Genomic DNA, 17056 nt, shown 5'->3' with positions numbered 1-17056 from the left:
AAAACAACTATATTTTCTCCCAAGGTTCTCTACATCTTTTTTGATTTGTAATATGATCCTTATATAAAACATGAGAAAGAGTATTACTTGTTACCCGCTTTTAATTTTTATTAAACACTTCAAATTTGTACATCTTTATCCATCACTAACAATTCGTTAATTAGTTAACTTTGTAATATAAGTTTTGTATATAATGTCATTCAAAAACACAATATATATAAGTAGCTATTTATAATTACATTGCTTTTTATCGAATTCCAAAAAGGAGCTGTATACTATGGACAAAGAAAATCTATTAAGCCAGCAGGTTAATAGCATCCCCTCAGATGCTCTGAATACCCCTAGTAAGGAACAAGAACAACTGTTAGAAACATCATCTCAAAACGTACAAAATTCCAACAACAACACTAACAAAAAAGATGTTACTCAAGGTCTATCTGGAAAAGATTCCCCTATTTCAATAGAGAATACAAATTTATAGTTATTTACTATCATACGCAGCAAATGCTCTTGCTGAACTAATTCTTCTACAGAAACTAATACGCATTCCAGATAATTTTTCACCCGTTGTAACATAGAAAAAGAGATTTAGATATAAAAACAGGCTCTGAAAAAACTTTCCCCACAACAAAAAAGGATGGCATTAGCCATCCTTTTTTCCATCATCAACTATAAAATTATAGTTTGATTACGTTTTTAGCTTGAGGTCCACGGTTACCGTCTTCGATTTCGAAGCTAACTTTTTGACCTTCTTCTAAAGATTTGAAACCGTCAGTTTCGATTGCTGAGAAGTGTACGAATACGTCGTTTTCGCCTGGAACTTCGATGAAACCGAAACCTTTTTCGTTGTTAAACCATTTTACTTGTCCTGTTACTGCCATAATTATTTCCTCCTAAGAAAATACAAATTTTAAATTTTTTAGTCTTCCTGTCTAAAAAAAGAATCCACACATTATCAAATACGAAACATAAACTAGTTCTCACATACTTTTTCTCGTTCGTTTCCAGCACTTGATAACATATGGATTGCTTAATTTAACTATTCAACTGACATCATCATAGCACATTAAAATAAAATGTACAATCTTTTTCGAAAATAGAATTTCTAATTTTTAGTATTTCTTATAAAATATAATTATCTCTATTCTAAATAAGGAGGAGTTTATGGCCAATAAAATTCCTAGAAAAACATTAAAAAGAATTGAAGAGGATATTGAAAATAATAATCTTGGAAAAGCAAGGGATAGATTGCATGGCCTCATCTTTACATACCCAAATGAATTACATCTTCGAAAACAACTCGGAGATATTTATTATACATTACAATATCCAGAAATGGCTGGACGTTACTGGTATCTAGAGGAGCATAAAGTGAAACTTTAATCAGTGGGGGTTTTGTTCATTCCCCACTGATTATTAGTTGAACCAATCGGGCTTTTACGGGCAGTTGATCCCTCACCTAACTTCTTCGCTTTCGCTAAATTTTGAGGTGGGGGTCTTACTGCCCGTTAATGCGGGATAAAACAGACATTATGCATGAATCATGTTTATTATTTGAAAAATCAATGGGAAATAATCCTCATCATATTGCACGTGCTTTAAAGTTTAAAGGCGATTCTAACCATATAAAAGGTTTGTATAAAGATCAACCTTTATCTTCAGTGCAGAAGAAAGTAGCAGAGGAGTTAATTTATGAGTATAAAGAAACATGGCAAGATAAGCTAGTTCCTTTTGGCTGTCTAGCATTGCTTGCTTGCCTTCTCTTTTCTGCCGTTGTTGGTCTATTTACTATTTGGAATTGGATTTTTTAATCACAGGGGGAATTTTCACATGTCAAACTACGCTAAAGAAGAAAGGCTAACAGGGGGAAACGTCTCAAGCGTATATCGTTCTGAAAATACTGTTCGGCGAGAGTTAAAGCCAGGCAATGAAAAGATTCATAAGTTATTTCAACATTTAGAAAACAAAGAATTTCATTATGCTCCAAAGTTTTTAGGTGTAGATGAACAGGATAGAGAGATTTTATCCTTTATTGAAGGAGAAGCTGGCAATTATCCTTTAAAAGAATATATGCGATCTAATAATGTATTAAAAGAAATAGCAAAGATGCTTCGCCTTTACCATGATGCTGTAAGTGATTTTCTGTTATTAGATGATTGGAAACCGATGGATCACACTCCAAATAACATTGAGGTTTTATGTCACAATGATTTTGCCATATATAACATTATTTTTAATAATGAGAAGCCAGTAGGGATTATTGATTTCGATGTTGCTGCTCCTGGTCCAAGACTATGGGATATCGCTTATACACTTTATACTTGTGTGCCTTTAAGTAGAGTGTATTATACAGAATCCGGTGAAGCTGTTCATTATGACTCATCGCAACATGCAGATCGCATTAAAGAGAGAATGAATTTGTTCGTTCAGTCCTATGATAAAAATATGGATGAAGATTACTTAGGAATGGTGTTGCTTCGATTAGAAGGATTATGTACATATATGAAACGAAAAGCGCAAGAAGGCGACTTGAATTTCCAAAGAATGATTGATGAAGGACATCTAGAGCATTATGAGAAAGATATGAAGTTTATTCGTGATCATAGGGCTGAGTGGAGTTGATTTAGTAATAAAGAAAAGGAAGTATCGTTTTTTGCCGACAACTCAATCTCTCTTTTCGAATCGTTTAGAAAATAACAAGGGGCACCTTTCAAAAAAGGTGCCCCTTCCTTTTATTTCGTAAACTGTGCTTCTTCTGTAGATCCTTTTAACGCTGTCGTTGATGAAGTTCCGCCTGTAATCACTTGTGCCACTTCATCAAAGTAACCTGTTCCTACTTCGCGTTGATGACGTGTTGCAGAGTAGCCGTGTTTTTCAGCTGCGAATTCTGCTTGTTGTAGTTCAGAGTATGCTGCCATGCCGCGCTCTTTATAGCCACGTGCTAGTTCAAACATACCGTAATTTAATGAATGGAATCCAGCAAGTGTTACGAATTGGAACTTGTAACCGTAAGATGCGATTTCCTTTTGGAAGCTTGCAATTGTTTTTTCATCTAGTTTTTGTTTCCAGTTGAATGAAGGTGAGCAGTTATATGCAAGTAGCTTCCCTGGATGCTCCTTATGAATTGCGTCCGCAAATCGTTTTGCATCTTCTAAATTTGGTTCTGACGTTTCACACCAAACGAGGTCTGCGTACGGTGCATACGCTAAACCGCGCGCAATTGCTTGATCAAGACCTGCATTCGTACGGTAAAATCCTTCTGGTGTTCTTTCTCCTGTAATAAATGCTTTATCAACAGGATCGATATCGCTCGTAATTAAATCAGCTGCATCCGCATCTGTTCTTGCAACGATAATTGTCGGCACTCCCATTACATCTGCTGCAAGGCGTGCAGAAATTAAATTGCGCACTGCTGTTTGCGTTGGTAGTAGTACTTTTCCACCTAAATGGCCACATTTTTTCTCTGAAGATAATTGATCTTCAAAATGCACACCTGATGCACCTGCTTCAATCATACCTTTCATCAGTTCGAATACATTTAATTGCCCACCAAATCCAGCTTCTGCATCTGCTACAATCGGTACGAAATAGTCTGTATCATCGCTTCCTTCCATATGCTGAATTTGATCCGCACGTTGAAGCGTTTGATTAATTCGTTTTACTACAGCAGGTACGCTGTTCGCTGGATATAAACTTTGGTCTGGATACATATGTCCAGAAAGGTTTGCATCAGCTGCTACTTGCCAACCACTTAAGTAAATCGCTTTTAACCCAGCTTTTACTTGTTGCATCGCTTGGTTTCCTGTTAATGCGCCAAGTGCGTTAATATAGTCTTCTGTATGAAGCGATGTCCAAAGCTTCTCAGCACCGCGACGCGCTAACGTATGTTCAATATCAATTGACCCGCGCAGGCGAATTACATCTTCTGCCGAATATGGACGTGTGATCCCTTTCCAACGCTCATCTAATTCCCAGCTTTCTTGTAACTTCTCGATTCTTTCGTTTTTCATTTGTTCCATCCCCTTTTCATTTTTTATAAAATTTCATAACCCGGTAATGTTAAAAATGGTACGAATTCATCATTTCGAACGAGATCTGTAAACAACGTTGTCGCCTCTTGGAATCTCCCTTTCTTAAAGGCTTCCTTACCAATCTCTCTTTCTATTTTTGCTAATTCTTCTTCTTTTAGCTCTTCCATTAATTCAAGCGTAATATTACGACCATCATTTAGTTTTCCACCTTCATGACGAATCCATTGCCATACTTGTGCTCTTGAAATTTCAGCTGTTGCCGCATCTTCCATTAAGTTATAAATGGGTGCTGCTCCCCGTCCGCTTAACCAAGATGCAATATATTGAATACCTACGCTAATATTCATGCGAAGGCCCTCTTCTGTAATCGTTCCCACCGGTACCTCTAGTAAATCGTTTTCTGTTACACATATTTCTTCACGTTTTCTAAAAATTTGATTTGGTGTTTTCATAATGTGATTAAACACTTCCATTGCAACCGGTACAAGTCCAGGGTGGGCAACCCAAGTCCCGTCATGACCGTCTAAAGCTTCGCGTTCCTTATCAGCACGCACTTTTTCAAAAGCTGCTTCATTTGCTTCTGGATTATTTTTAATCGGAATTTGTGCCGCCATTCCTCCAATTGCTGGTGCATTACGGCGGTGACATGTTTGAATTACTTTCAAAGAATACGAACGCATAAATGGCGCCGTCATCGTGACTTGTGCTCTATCTGGTAGTAAGAATTTATTATGATTACGGAAACTCTTTAAAAAGCTAAAAATATAATCCCATCTTCCGCAGTTTAAGCCAGCAGAATGATCTTTTAGCTCATACAAAATTTCATCCATTTCAAACGAAGCGTGAATCGTTTCCAGTAACACAGTTGCTTTAATCGTTCCATTTGGAATGCCGATATATTTTTGAGCAAATACGAATACATCATTCCATAATCTCGCTTCTAAATAACTTTCCATTTTCGGTAAGTAAAAGTATGGACCGCTCCCTTTTGCTAAAAGAGCTTTCGCATTATGGAAAAAATACAAGCCGAAATCTACTAAACTACCCGACATATTTTTCCCATCAACTTGCATATGCTTTTCCTCTAAATGCCATCCTCTTGGACGTACAATGAGTACAGCTGTTTTCTCATTTAATCTATATTCTTTCCCTTTATCATTTTCATGTGAAATCGTTCCCTTTACTGCATCTCGTAAATTGATTTGCCCTTCAACTGCGTTTTCCCAAGTTGGTGCATTCGAATCTTCAAAATCCGCCATAAAAAGATGCGCGCCTGAATTTAAAGCGTTAATGACCATCTTTCTATCTACCGGTCCAGTAATCTCTACGCGGCGATCCTCTAAGTCTTTTGGCAGCTTGGCAATTGTCCAATCCGCTTCACGTATGTGTTTTGTTTCTTCTAGAAACTTCGGAAACTCCCCTGCATCAATTCTCTTTTGTTTTTCTACACGTTTTTGTAAAAGTTCTATGCGGCGCTCATTAAAATTCTCATGTAGTTCCTTCAAAAAACTAAGCACCTCAAGTGTCAATATTTCGTTGTACGCTGGTAACATTTCTCCAACGAGTGTAACCCGTGAAGTTTGCGTCGACATATTAGCATCCCCTTCTTAAACTGTTTTATAACAGATTTGATTTCATGTTTTATATTATATAACAAATCTTCAGAAAAGGAAGTTTTTTTTGAAAATTCATTTCATTTTTTTTTCAAAACGGCATTCTTTCGCGCTTTATTTCATACAAAAAAGGCCGCTGTTATACAACAACGACCTTTTGGTATTATTTTTAAATTTCACTTTGACTAGTTAAACTTTATTACTGCCCTTGTTCCATATCATGCAATATTGCTCTATGTAAAAACTGTGCGTATTGTTCTCTCGTTACCTTCATAGACGGACCGAATTTACCTTCTCCGATTCCCATTGTAATACCATTTGTTTGTACTGCACTAATTGCATTCGTTGCCCATGAATTTGTTGAAACATCATTAAAGTTATGAGATCCCTTTGCCTGTAAGTCAAAAGCATTCGTAAGAACTTGTGCCATTTCCGCACGCGTTAACGTCGCCTTCGGTCTAAAGTTTCCATTCTCGTCTCCCTGGAAAATTCCCATTTCCGTTAAAGCCAATATCTCCTCGATAAAGCTTGTTGAATTTTCATCAATATCTCCATATGGGTTTTCATATTCATCTTGTTCTTCCATATCAAACACACGGTAAATTAAAGCTGCAACTTGCTCACGTGTTACATTATCCCCAAAACCGAATATTCCATCGCCATATCCTAAAATAATTTCTTGTTCCGCTAATTCATGAATTGCCTCATATGCCCAATGTCCTTTTGGTACATCTTTAAATACAATTGTATTTGTTTTTTGCAACGGTGCACTTTCCGCTTTTACACTGTTACTCTCTGCTGAGAATAACACCCCACCCATAATTGTTAATGCTGTAGCTGTTTTTAATAATTTTTTGCTCATCAAATTATCTCCCCAATATGTATATGTTTTTTTAAAAATATACAGAATAAATGGTATAGTGACAATATATTTTTCGACACATTTCGTGACGGTTTTGTGAATCATATTAAACATCATGTCTTTTTCATCGGGTTGATTATAAAGCTTGTGTATAACCATAAAAATACATAAATACGAATAATAATTCTTTTTTAAACAAACAAAAAAGCACAAATATTTCTATTTGTGCTTTCATATTTCACTCTACTTCCAATCCTCTTTCAAATGATAATTAATAATCGCATTATTAATAAACTGAGCATATTGTTCTCTAGGTACAGGGCGATTTAATTCATACATGTCATTCCCAGTTCCTCTCACAACATTATTAGATTGTAACGCACTAATTGCATCTTCTGCCCAGTGGCCTTTTGGAATATCTTTAAATGTATGTTTTTGTTTCGTTTCAAAATGAAATGCTCGTTTTAAAATGACAGCCATTTCCGCTCTAGAGATTGGTGCTTTCGGCCTAAAATTCCCTTGGCCATCCCCTGAAAAAACACCACGTTTTGTTAACGCCAAAATTTCCTTTTTAAAAGTTGTTGTACTATCAGAAACATCTTTATATGGATTCGCTACTGGCCCTTCTTCTTTTATCTCAAGTGTTCTGTAAATAGTCCCTGCTACTTGTTCACGTGTTATAAGATCGCCAACACCATACTTCCCGTTTCCATACCCTAATATAATTTTATGATATGCTAAGTCCATAATAGCATCATATGCCCAAAATCCGTATGGAACATCTTCAAACACAATCATTTGTGGATACTCTTCCGCTTTTACAGGCGTCACATTCGTCCCTGCAAATATACCTCCTGCCATTGTCGCAATCATCATTACACCCAATATTTTTTTCTTCATTGTCCTCTCTCCCTATTTCATTCAAATAAAATGAACTTCATTGTTTCAGGAGTATTATTTTTTGGTGAATGTAAGATAAAATGTAAATCTTCTAGAAGAAATATTTCCACTACCTTTCTGCTTTATACTCCCTTCTTTCTTTTTCAAAAAGGAAGTTGTCACATCTAAGGTGTTATATACTAAAACATTCTACAATCTCTTTATAAACTCCTTTTCACTTTACAACTTCCCTTTATTGGCACCTAAAGGAGATACCTAGTGGAGGCTACTATATTCATGGTTTATATTTCAGAGGTAGCATTCCCCTTCACTGATAACTCGTTTTCGCTGAATTTTGAGGTGGGGGGTCTTACTGTCCAGCAAATAGCGGGATAAAAAAATCATCCTTTTTTCTTAAAAGAGGATGATTTTTTTATATTTATTAACACTCAAATATGCTACTACTTTTGAAGAGTAAATTGGGCAACTATTTGTTTTAGTTTTCCTGCTGCGTTATGCATATGTTCAATTGAAACCGAAATCTCTTGAACAGATTTTTCCTGCTGTTGAATAGACTCTTTTACCCTATCAGTTCGGTCAGATGATCTTTGGGAAATTTGAGCCATGTCTTCTGCAGAAGCCGAGATTTCCTCACTACTCGCTGCAATTTCATCTGTAGACATAGATACCGTTTGAATTTGCTCAGATACTTGCTGTACTTTTTCTGTAATTGTTCCAAATACTTTTTCTGTATGCATTACTACTTGTGTACCTGCCTGTACCTCATTATCTACTTTCCCCATCATATGTACTGTATGGTTCGTTGTTCCCATAACTTGAGTAATAAGATTCTCAATTTGTTTTGCAGAATCACTAGATTGTTCTGCTAATTTCCGCACTTCATCTGCCACAATTGCAAATCCTCTACCACTTTCACCAGCACGTGCAGCCTCAATTGCGGCGTTTAATGCTAATAAGTTAATCTGGGAGGTAATACCTTGCATTACATCAATGATTTTAACAATTTCTTCTGATTGTTCTTTCATAGTCTCTACTTGTTTCACACCGCTATGTACCGAATTTTGGATTGTATCCATCTGTTGAATCATTTGTTTCATTAATTTGTTACCACTCTCTGCATCTAATGCTGATTGAGCAGATAATTCATTTACAGAGGATGATGTATTGACTATACTCTGCATTCCTTGTGTCAACTCTTCCATCGCACCCGCAGTTTGTTCCATTGCTTGCATTTGACTCTCTGCGCCATTTGCGACTTCTTCAATATCCATAGTGATTTTTTTGGCTGCACTACTAGATACTTCTGACGCAGATGCTACTCCGTCTGCATATTGGAATAGAAGCTGAATATTATTCTCTACTTCTTGCATATTTGTTCTTAGCCCTGCAATCATCTCATTAAAATTACTTACTAATACACCTAATTCATCCTTAGCAGTATAATCACCATGTACAGTTAAATCTCCTTCTTTCGCTCTTTCCATCATACGACTAACCGTTTGTAAAGGAGCAACTATAAGCTTGCTAATAATATAACTTACTATACATATAACGATTGTAGTAACTACTACAAGAATGATAAAGGTAATAACGGAACGATCAATCATTTTTTGCGAATCTTTAAATACTTGGTCAGCTAAATTTGAAACATACGATTCTAGATCCACTGCATAACCAGCTAACTCTATTCCCTTCGGTTTTAATTCCTTCTGAAATTCATTTACCATTTGCGGCTCGTTTGTTGCCTTTGCCTTTTCAAATAATTTCTTATATGTATCTTTATAACTTGGTAAAGATTTCTTCATCTTCTGAAACAGTTCATCCTCTTGCTTACTTAAATTAAAACCATCATCATATTCTTTTAATAAAGAATCATATTTTTTAAGATCCTTTTCAATATTATTAATTATTCCCTCTTTATTTGCCACTTCATTTTGTGATGCCGTAATTAACTCTAATAAGTTATATTCTAGTGAATTTTGTGTGCGAAGCATTCCTTCTAATAAAATTGCAGAATATTGATAATCATCTACTACAACCTCTGTATCGTGCTTAATCTTATTAATAGAATGAATTGCTACACTGCTTATAATTACCATACCTAAAACTGCTAATGAAATAAGCGCTAATAATTTATATTTCACTTTTAAATTTTGTAAAAAATACATTTTTTCACCTTTATTCCTTTATATATAGATTTTTAGAATTTTATAGCTTATTATTTACAAAATCGCAATAAAAAGCAATGATAAATATTCCCAATATGAAACTTATATCTCTATAAAAAAAAGTAGCATAATAGCTACTCCTTTTTTCTTTGTTTCTCATATTGTTCAAACGTATGAATTCTTTCAAAAATTGGTGGGTGCGTGTATAAGAAAAATTTCACTAACGCAGGCGGATTCACTTGGCTTAAACTTGTTTTTGATAAATATTGAAAAGTTTTCACACCAGATTTTCCGTCCTTCGTCATATTTAAAGCATATTGATCTGCCGCTCTTTCTTCTATACGTGAAACATAGTTTGTTGCTGGTTGTACTGCAAATGAGAGTATAGAAGAAATTAAGAAAAATAAAGGTAAAATGGAGAAACATGCCACTTTTGAAATTTGCAATGTATCTCCCCATTTGCGAATACACATATTTATAATACGACTAATTAAAAACATACCTATAAACGATAGCAATACATAACTTGCAACGCCAAAATATATATGCTTCATAACATAATGCCCCATTTCATGGGCCATGATAAATAAAATCTCTTTATCTTTTAACTGCTTAAGCGTTGTATCCCACATTACAATACGGGCGTTAGGGCCAATTCCTGTTACGTAAGCATTTAATGCATTCGTTTTTTCTGACATATTTACTTCATATACGTGTTTAGCAGGAATATCCGCTTTGTCTGCTATCGCTAAAATTTTCGTTTCTAATTCTTTATTTTTCAGCGTCGAAAAGTCGTTATACAGTGGGTCAATAACGACAGGCTGTATGAATGTTAAAAAGATTGTAAATGGAACAGAGAGCGCCCACCCTGCTAGCCACCATCTCTTCGGAAATTTACGGATAAGCCATAATAGAACGGTCACTACAATTAACATAGTCGCATAACTTTCCCAAAAACCGATAACATGATCTTTTATCCAGCTTTGTGTACTTTGCGTTGAAATGCCGTAATCAATGGACACTTTCCGGCCAATCCATTGCATCGGTAAGGCAAGCACTGTTGTCAGTAATGATAAATAAAAGAAATAAATCGCAACTTGCAAAACACTTATTTTAGTCGTTTCCTTCGACCATTTCTCAAACTTTCTTGAAATACCTAGCACAAGTACAAATAATAAAATAATCCATTCAAGAGGCGTCGCTAAAAAGTATAGTAAATTTTTCACGCGCGAATAATCTTGGCTTAGCGTAAGCTCTCTCGCACTCATAAACGTTTCTGGATCTGCACTCGTTCCCTTATACATGTCCGGAATAAGTTCATGATTCCATCCAAATAAATACCAATATATAAGTAACGCAAATCCAACGTACAAAAAAAGCGACCAACCGATAACCTTCCTCACGCTATTCCCTCCTCTATGCTGCCTGTCTATTATTATTGTAAGTTCGTACACGCTAAATTAGAACAAGCTTATTATGTGAATTGCTCGAAATCCTTTTATTTACATAAAAAACTCTTCTACATAAGAAGAGTTTTGCCTATCTTTAAACACTTTCTTCGGTTCACAATACGGAATAAGGATCGCACTTGCAAACCAACACGTACCCTACTTGCTTTTTAGATAACATAAAGAGCCTCTTTAAGGAAGTACATCTATTAATAAACTAAAATCTTGTAAAGAGAAAGAACTATATTTCATAATCCCCTGTACAGCTAAAAGTAAAACCAGACCGATCACACACATATAGTTAACGCTTTCTTCATTCTTTTTTTCAGTAACGACTCCGCCACTTATACATAAAATCCCCAACAAATGGAGCGCTAAATACATGAAAAAATAAGCTTCCTCCCAGCGCAAAATAACATTCACTGTCGTTATTAACACTAGACTAAGTAAAATCAAATAAAAAAACTTATTTGATGATATCGTTTCATTCATATAATTTTATACATCCCTTTCAAATTTCGAATTAATGATGTTTCAAAGCTATAAAGTAAATGATTGTTTTTATACCATAAAACAAAAGGAAAGCCACCATTACTTTCTCGAATACTTTATGAATCCACATATACTTCTCTTCATTCTTTTTGAAGATGCGCTTCATCATTTCTTCTACAATTAGACCAAATATTAGTAAAACCCCGAACACAATAAGAAGAGAAATAATATTTTCTTTTAAATGAGTACTAGAAAATACGTAATACTCTGGAAACACAATCGTATCTACTACAGGTTGAAGCCAATGACAAACGCTTTTATCACACATATCTGTAATAGACGTAGAATCTATAATGTCTTTTAATATTTTTTCAACCGTCTTCTTCATCTTATTTACTCCCGACTACATCTGAAAAGCTCTTTTTCTGCTCTGCATATATAACTGGCACTTCTTTACTCCAATATTTGCGATTAACAAATAAAAAGATAAGTACTAAGTTTAATCCTGTTATAAAAATAATAAGTCCAGGAAAGAATGTCGTATAACTTGAGAAATCGGCAAAACTCATAATTTTTTCTCTACTTATTAGAAAAGACGCACCTATTACAAATGCATTGTTTAACATATGTATTGCAATTGGCATGAGTAAACTTTTCGTACGAATATATACGATTGACAATACGATGCTGAATATGGCTGCACCGAGGAAATCAACATGTAACAACGCAAACAATATTGCTACAACGATGGTCGCTATGCTCGTTCCCCATTTTGTTGCAAAACGTTGAAGTAAAAATCCGCGAAAAACAAATTCCCCGATAATTGGTGCGATGAATACGACCCTAATGACTTGAGATACATATCCCCCAGTACTATCTACAATTGGTTCATGCAGGGCGTTCATAATAAAGTCCGGTGTAATCCATGCAAAACTATACATATACAAAATAAGATACCCGTAACTAAACATGCATAACATAACCGTAATGTATAAAACTTGTACCAAGTTAAATGTTTCATTTTTATTAACAAATAATGAAAATGAAATGTGGTGCTTTCTATACTCATAAGAAATCCATACCATCGGAAGGATATAGAATATAAGGATATTTATAAAAGAAGAATTTTGTATATGAAATATACTTGTTAGCAAATCGCCACTACTTCTCGCTATTAAAATTAATAGTGCAAATACAATTAAAAAATATCTAGCTCGCATCACTTGAAACGGGTTCACACTCATCTCCTCCCCTATGTTACTTTTATCATATCATTTGATTCTTAATTTTTTGCGAAAGAAAACCTTAAAATTTCCTTAAAAATTCCATAAGTTACAAAATGATGATATGATATTCGAGAAAATTAGGAGGGATGTTTATGTACCAAGCGAATATTTTACTCGTTGATGATGAAACAGCAATTTTACAATTACTAACTACCATTCTTGAAAAAGAAGGCTTTTCTCATATTACAACTGCAACATCAGCTGAAATGGCTTTATCTCTAACTAAGCAAAACAATTACGATTTAATTATTTTAGATGTAATGCTTCCTGGACAATCTGGTTTTGATATTTGTCCAATCATTCGCCAACAAACAGATTGTCCAATTTTCTTCCTATCAGCAAAAGCATCTGATTTAGATAAAATATCCGGATTTTCATACGGTGCAGATGATTATATTACAAAACCATTTAATCCATTAGAAGTAGTAGCACGCATGAAAGCACAGCTTCGGAGACATATGAAACAAACCGTACCACACGAACAAAAATCACACTCGATTTCATTTGGAAGATTTGAAATTGATCAGCACTCTGCAGAACTAACAGTAGATGGGCACATTGTCGAATGCTCCGCTCAACTCTTTCAACTACTACTCTTCTTTTGCGAGAATCCGAACTACGTATTTTCGAAAGAGGAAATATACGAAAAAGTTTGGGGAGCACCTGCCTATAATGGCGATGACAACACTGTTATGGTCCACATTCGAAAACTACGTGAAAAAATTGAACATGATCCAAGTAAACCAGAATATATAAAAACCGTTCGCGGGCTTGGTTATAAGTTCGTTACAAAGTAGGGTGACGATATGAATTTTAATAAACGACTTATTATTCAATTTATCATGCAACACGTTTTTGTTTTAGTTACATTACTTATCGCTGTAGTTGCTGCTTTTACTTATTTAATTTTTCTTCTTACTAGTACTTTATACGAACCTAACATTCCAGATTCTGATAGTTTTACAATTTCAAGATACATCTCTTCAGAAGATGGGCATATTTCGTTACAATCTGAAGTGCAAGATTTAATAAAGGAGAAAAATGATTGGCTCCAAGTTGTAGATGAAAACGGAAAAATCCTCTACCACTTTAATACACCAAATGATGTTCCGAATGCTTATACGAAGACATCTTTAGTCGCATATATACAACATCATATCGAAAGTAATTATAAATTTACATATTGGGAAATTGAATTAGAAGAAAAGAAAGTACTTGTTATTTATGGTGGTATGTTAAAAAGCAATGCGTTACTGACAGCAATTCAAAAGGATCACTCCTCTTTAACGATGGATTCGTTCACATTAACAGATCAAGAAAAACAGTTACTGTCTAAAGAAAAAGCAGCACTTCAAATATTTAATCAAAATGGCGAAGAGGTTTTTGCCTATCCAGCTGGAAAGAAAAAAACATTTTCAGCGATACAAATTGCCCTTAATGAAAAAGAACCGTGGAATCATAAAGAAAACACGTCTAGCTTTTACGATGCAAATAGTGGCAACCTTCTCGTTGTGACTGCGAAAAATGATCACTACTATCCAGATGACGAAATTGAAGATGTATTTACTAAGAAGTTTCTCATCGGATGCGGATTAATCCTTCTTATCGTATTTGTTTATTTAGTCATTCTTTCTATTTGGTACGGTAATAAATTCGGGAAACCGTTATTACATGCGATGCGCTGGCTTAAAAATATCGCTGGTGGAAAGTATGAAGAACCTATTAGTAAAAAAGGAAAACCTATCAGGTTCCGGCGATCTGGTAAAGAAAAATGGTCATTTCGTTTGTTTAGAGATGTAACAAGTTCACTAGAACACCTTTCTATTACACTCAAAAAAAATGATGCGATGAGGCAAGTACTCCAGCAAACACGAGAAGAATGGATTACCGGTCTAACGCATGATTTAAAAACACCACTTAGCTCTATATATGGCTACGCATTATTACTCGAATCGAATCAATATAACTGGACTGATCGTGATATTCAGCAATTTGGTAGTGTTATGAAAGAGAAATCTCAATATATGACGACATTAATTGATGATTTAAGCTTAACGTATCAATTAAAAAATAACAGCCTTCCTGCCCAACACGTAAACGTTGAAATCAATCAGTTCGTTCAAAAAGTGTTATTGCAATTTATTAACAATCCAACACTCCAAAATCAAAATATTGAATTCGTACCGAGCTCAAATAAAATTCAATATTTCATTGAAGAAAAATGGTTCCAGCGTATTATCGAAAACTTACTCGTAAATGCTGTAAAACATAATAACGAAACAACTACTGTCATCGTAAAATTATCACAAAACGCTAATTCCTTTACACTCTCCATTTCAGATGACGGAAAAGGAATGGATGAAAAAACGAAAGAACTTCTATTTGAACGATATTACCGCGGAACAAACACAGAAGAAAGCAACATCGGAACTGGACTTGGCCTAGCCATTACAAAACAGCTCGTTCATGCTCATAACGGAACAATTTCCGTTGATAGTGCACTCGGAAAAGGAACGACGATTATTCTTGTATTTCCGTTTCGTTCGTAGGAAAGACGCTATGTGGCGTCTTTTTTCTTTTCTGGGATGATTTTACAGTAATTGTAATTATGTGGATCGTTTTTTTGAGGTGTTTTAGAGGTATATGAAATTATATCGGCGCAACTCGAATTATATCAGCGATTTTCTAGATATATCGACTTACCGACAAAAACCGACAATACTAACCTACTTCCCTACTATACAAAGTAAAAGTAAAAATAAAACTATTAACAAATACATTTCTAAACTGTTATACTATAAATAGAAGTATAAACTAACTAAGTTTTGCATAAAATGAAGTAGACAAGGTGCTTCCAACACCCCGTCACTGCAACTAATTACCGCAAGGTGGAAGGTTGCAACTAAAGCTTATTTGCGCTTAGAAGACTTCCCACGCTTCGCAGGCAGACGGGTGGTCTTCTTTTTGCGCTTTTTTGCCGTTAATTTCTTAAATCCAAAAACTATACCTTCTCTAGCTATAGTTTTTGTAATTTCCAACAAAATTTGCAAAAGAAATTCCATACGATTACACCTCCTTTCTTCACAAAATGAAGAAAGGGCATAACCTTCCACCCGCAATATTTAATTGCTACTTTATTTTACCATTTTCATATGTATTACAGATAAAACAATACAAATTTAACAATCCACTTATAAAAAAAGCGAACCATCTCCCAACGATTCGCTCTTACCCTATTATTTTTTCTTCACCGGTATCCAAAGCTCTACTTGTGCAAACTCACTCTTATCTTCGTGGCAACGCTCATCGTACAGTTCAAACTCCGTAACACCGCAATGTTCATATCCTGAATGCGGGAACCATTCTGAGAATACTGCATTCCAAGTTTGGTGAATAGACGATACCATTTCTTCATGAGGAACTTTCGGCGTTGTAAATACTGCATATGTTGCTGCCGGGAAAGTACGCTTCGCAATTTCATTTGGTACATTTTCAAAGTCTGTAACTTCCATTCCGATAATGTAAGTGAAGTCTCCTGTTTCTAAATTAAAATCAGTACATAATCCAAGCTCTACCCATTGACTCGTATCTTTACGATTCGGAATCGTCGTTCCAAGATCTTTTTGTAAATATTCTTGCCAAAATACTGGAATGTCTTGATGGTTTTTCCCTTCTTTACTTGTCGTCTTCAATTCATAACCCGCCACTAAAAATTCTGGTTTATTTACAATACGATATTCCATTTGTATGCCCCCTAAATACGGATTTAATTTTCTTTGCTTTACATTCACTCTGTAATACATCGGTGTTTCGATTTCTTGTTTTCGATATTCACTCGGTGTCATTTGAAATAATTTTTTAAAGGCTCTCGTGAACGTTTCGTGAGATTGAAAGCCATGTTCAAACGCGATATCAATAACTTTTTCATCCGTATGAGAAAGTTGATAAGCTGCCCGGGCTAACCTCCGCTTTCGAACATACTCCATTACTGTATCACCTACTAATGCCTGAAATACACGATGAAAATGCGACTCAGAAAAACCTGCAATACGTGCTAAATTACGCAGCGTCTGTTTTTCCATTACATCTTCCTCAATATAATCAATTGACCTTTGAATTTGTGTTTCATAGCTTTCCATCTCTGTTCACCCGCCTTATATGTATTATGATAAAAGAGAACGCAATCCAATTCTTGACGTTTTTTACTATAATTCCATAAAAAATTGTAACTTTTTTATATGTATTTCGTTGTTATA

16 protein-coding genes and 3 pseudogenes are annotated in these 17056 nt (G+C 35.0%); 6 read left to right on the top strand and 13 right to left on the bottom strand.

The window, feature by feature from the left end:
* Positions 1 to 277 precede the first annotated feature (277 nt).
* On the top strand, positions 278 to 481 hold the full coding sequence (locus MR112_RS21540; RefSeq protein WP_000356917.1) for a hypothetical protein: 204 nt from the start codon (positions 278 to 280) through the stop codon (positions 479 to 481).
* A gap of 196 nt (positions 482 to 677) precedes the next feature.
* Here MR112_RS21540 and cspA read toward each other — a convergent pair whose 3' ends face one another.
* Positions 678 to 881, bottom strand: coding sequence for an RNA chaperone/antiterminator CspA (gene cspA / locus MR112_RS21535; protein ID WP_000301518.1), 204 nt, complete (start codon positions 879 to 881; stop codon positions 678 to 680).
* 283 nt (positions 882 to 1164) lie between these two features.
* Here cspA and MR112_RS21530 point away from each other — a divergent pair.
* The 3 genes and pseudogenes from MR112_RS21530 to MR112_RS21520 all read left to right on the top strand — a co-directional run.
* Positions 1165 to 1368, top strand: a pseudogene (locus MR112_RS21530) (DUF6584 family protein); the annotation flags it as partial.
* Between the two features lie 152 nt (positions 1369 to 1520).
* Positions 1521 to 1811 (top strand): annotated as a pseudogene (locus MR112_RS21525) (DUF6584 family protein); the annotation flags it as partial.
* A 19-nt stretch (positions 1812 to 1830) separates the two neighbouring features.
* Positions 1831 to 2622 carry a phosphotransferase gene (locus MR112_RS21520; RefSeq protein ID WP_226369030.1) on the top strand — a complete coding sequence of 264 codons (792 nt, stop codon included), beginning with the start codon at positions 1831 to 1833 and terminating at the stop codon, positions 2620 to 2622.
* A 110-nt stretch (positions 2623 to 2732) separates the two neighbouring features.
* On the opposite strand, the gene aceA is transcribed toward MR112_RS21520, so the two are convergent.
* The 10 genes and pseudogenes from aceA to MR112_RS21475 all read right to left on the bottom strand — a co-directional run bounded on the left by aceA (position 2733) and on the right by MR112_RS21475 (position 12752).
* On the bottom strand, positions 2733 to 4010 hold the full coding sequence (aceA, locus tag MR112_RS21515; RefSeq protein WP_000787346.1) for an isocitrate lyase: 1278 nt from the start codon (positions 4008 to 4010) through the stop codon (positions 2733 to 2735).
* A gap of 23 nt (positions 4011 to 4033) precedes the next feature.
* On the bottom strand, positions 4034 to 5623 hold the full coding sequence (gene aceB / locus MR112_RS21510) for a malate synthase A (RefSeq protein ID WP_226369029.1): 1590 nt from the start codon (positions 5621 to 5623) through the stop codon (positions 4034 to 4036).
* A gap of 220 nt (positions 5624 to 5843) precedes the next feature.
* Positions 5844 to 6611 carry an S-layer homology domain-containing protein gene (locus tag MR112_RS21505; RefSeq protein WP_130055524.1) on the bottom strand — a complete coding sequence of 256 codons (768 nt, stop codon included), beginning with the start codon at positions 6609 to 6611 and terminating at the stop codon, positions 5844 to 5846.
* A 138-nt stretch (positions 6612 to 6749) separates the two neighbouring features.
* Positions 6750 to 7406 carry an S-layer homology domain-containing protein gene (locus tag MR112_RS21500; protein ID WP_000727102.1) on the bottom strand — a complete coding sequence of 219 codons (657 nt, stop codon included), beginning with the start codon at positions 7404 to 7406 and terminating at the stop codon, positions 6750 to 6752.
* Positions 7407 to 7846: 440 nt separating this feature from the next.
* Positions 7847 to 8638 (bottom strand): methyl-accepting chemotaxis protein, encoded by a 792-nt coding sequence (locus tag MR112_RS29080; RefSeq protein WP_404978265.1) that lies wholly within the window; start codon positions 8636 to 8638, stop codon positions 7847 to 7849.
* 156 nt (positions 8639 to 8794) lie between these two features.
* Positions 8795 to 9574 (bottom strand): annotated as a pseudogene (locus MR112_RS29075) (MCP four helix bundle domain-containing protein); the annotation flags it as partial.
* Between the two features lie 134 nt (positions 9575 to 9708).
* Entirely contained in the window at positions 9709 to 10977 is a 1269-nt protein-coding gene (locus tag MR112_RS21490; RefSeq protein WP_242245283.1) for a M48 family metallopeptidase, read from the bottom strand.
* Between the two features lie 237 nt (positions 10978 to 11214).
* Entirely contained in the window at positions 11215 to 11514 is a 300-nt protein-coding gene (locus tag MR112_RS21485) for a DUF2101 family protein (protein ID WP_001006050.1), read from the bottom strand.
* Positions 11515 to 11545: 31 nt separating this feature from the next.
* Entirely contained in the window at positions 11546 to 11902 is a 357-nt protein-coding gene (locus MR112_RS21480; RefSeq protein ID WP_000754337.1) for a hypothetical protein, read from the bottom strand.
* A gap of 1 nt (position 11903) precedes the next feature.
* Positions 11904 to 12752, bottom strand: a complete 849-nt coding sequence (locus tag MR112_RS21475) for a CPBP family intramembrane glutamic endopeptidase (RefSeq protein ID WP_001067988.1) — start codon at positions 12750 to 12752, stop codon at positions 11904 to 11906.
* Between the two features lie 140 nt (positions 12753 to 12892).
* Here MR112_RS21475 and MR112_RS21470 point away from each other — a divergent pair, with 140 nt between their 5' ends.
* Positions 12893 to 13597 (top strand): response regulator transcription factor, encoded by a 705-nt coding sequence (locus tag MR112_RS21470; RefSeq protein WP_000283871.1) that lies wholly within the window; start codon positions 12893 to 12895, stop codon positions 13595 to 13597.
* 9 nt (positions 13598 to 13606) lie between these two features.
* Positions 13607 to 15349, top strand: coding sequence for a sensor histidine kinase (locus MR112_RS21465; protein ID WP_226369028.1), 1743 nt, complete (start codon positions 13607 to 13609; stop codon positions 15347 to 15349).
* Positions 15350 to 15709: 360 nt separating this feature from the next.
* On the opposite strand, the gene MR112_RS21460 is transcribed toward MR112_RS21465, so the two are convergent.
* Positions 15710 to 15862, bottom strand: coding sequence for a hypothetical protein (locus MR112_RS21460; protein ID WP_000394943.1), 153 nt, complete (start codon positions 15860 to 15862; stop codon positions 15710 to 15712).
* Positions 15863 to 16036: 174 nt separating this feature from the next.
* Positions 16037 to 16939, bottom strand: coding sequence for an AraC family transcriptional regulator (locus tag MR112_RS21455; protein WP_000446842.1), 903 nt, complete (start codon positions 16937 to 16939; stop codon positions 16037 to 16039).
* Between the last annotated feature and the right edge of the window lie 117 nt (positions 16940 to 17056).

This window comes from Bacillus cereus group sp. BfR-BA-01330, assembly GCF_022663885.1.
Classification (GTDB): domain Bacteria; phylum Bacillota; class Bacilli; order Bacillales; family Bacillaceae_G; genus Bacillus_A; species Bacillus_A cereus.
This window is presented reverse-complemented; position numbering and strand designations above follow the sequence as displayed.

Bases quoted from the DNA above. Each gene is read 5' to 3' on its own strand.
- MR112_RS21540 (WP_000356917.1), top strand. From the start codon at position 278: ATGGACAAAGAAAATCTATTAAGCCAGCAGGTTAATAGCATCCCCTCA.
- cspA (WP_000301518.1), bottom strand. From the start codon at position 881: ATGGCAGTAACAGGACAAGTAAAATGGTTTAACAACGAAAAAGGTTTC.
- MR112_RS21520 (WP_226369030.1), top strand. From the start codon at position 1,831: ATGTCAAACTACGCTAAAGAAGAAAGGCTAACAGGGGGAAACGTCTCA.
- aceA (WP_000787346.1), bottom strand. From the start codon at position 4,010: ATGAAAAACGAAAGAATCGAGAAGTTACAAGAAAGCTGGGAATTAGAT.
- aceB (WP_226369029.1), bottom strand. From the start codon at position 5,623: ATGTCGACGCAAACTTCACGGGTTACACTCGTTGGAGAAATGTTACCA.
- MR112_RS21505 (WP_130055524.1), bottom strand. From the start codon at position 6,611: ATGATTCACAAAACCGTCACGAAATGTGTCGAAAAATATATTGTCACT.
- MR112_RS21500 (WP_000727102.1), bottom strand. From the start codon at position 7,406: ATGAAGAAAAAAATATTGGGTGTAATGATGATTGCGACAATGGCAGGA.
- MR112_RS29080 (WP_404978265.1), bottom strand. From the start codon at position 8,638: ATGCAAGCAATGGAACAAACTGCGGGTGCGATGGAAGAGTTGACACAA.
- MR112_RS21485 (WP_001006050.1), bottom strand. From the start codon at position 11,514: ATGAATGAAACGATATCATCAAATAAGTTTTTTTATTTGATTTTACTT.
- MR112_RS21480 (WP_000754337.1), bottom strand. From the start codon at position 11,902: ATGAAGAAGACGGTTGAAAAAATATTAAAAGACATTATAGATTCTACG.
- MR112_RS21470 (WP_000283871.1), top strand. From the start codon at position 12,893: ATGTACCAAGCGAATATTTTACTCGTTGATGATGAAACAGCAATTTTA.
- MR112_RS21465 (WP_226369028.1), top strand. From the start codon at position 13,607: ATGAATTTTAATAAACGACTTATTATTCAATTTATCATGCAACACGTT.
- MR112_RS21460 (WP_000394943.1), bottom strand. From the start codon at position 15,862: ATGGAATTTCTTTTGCAAATTTTGTTGGAAATTACAAAAACTATAGCT.
- MR112_RS21455 (WP_000446842.1), bottom strand. From the start codon at position 16,939: ATGGAAAGCTATGAAACACAAATTCAAAGGTCAATTGATTATATTGAG.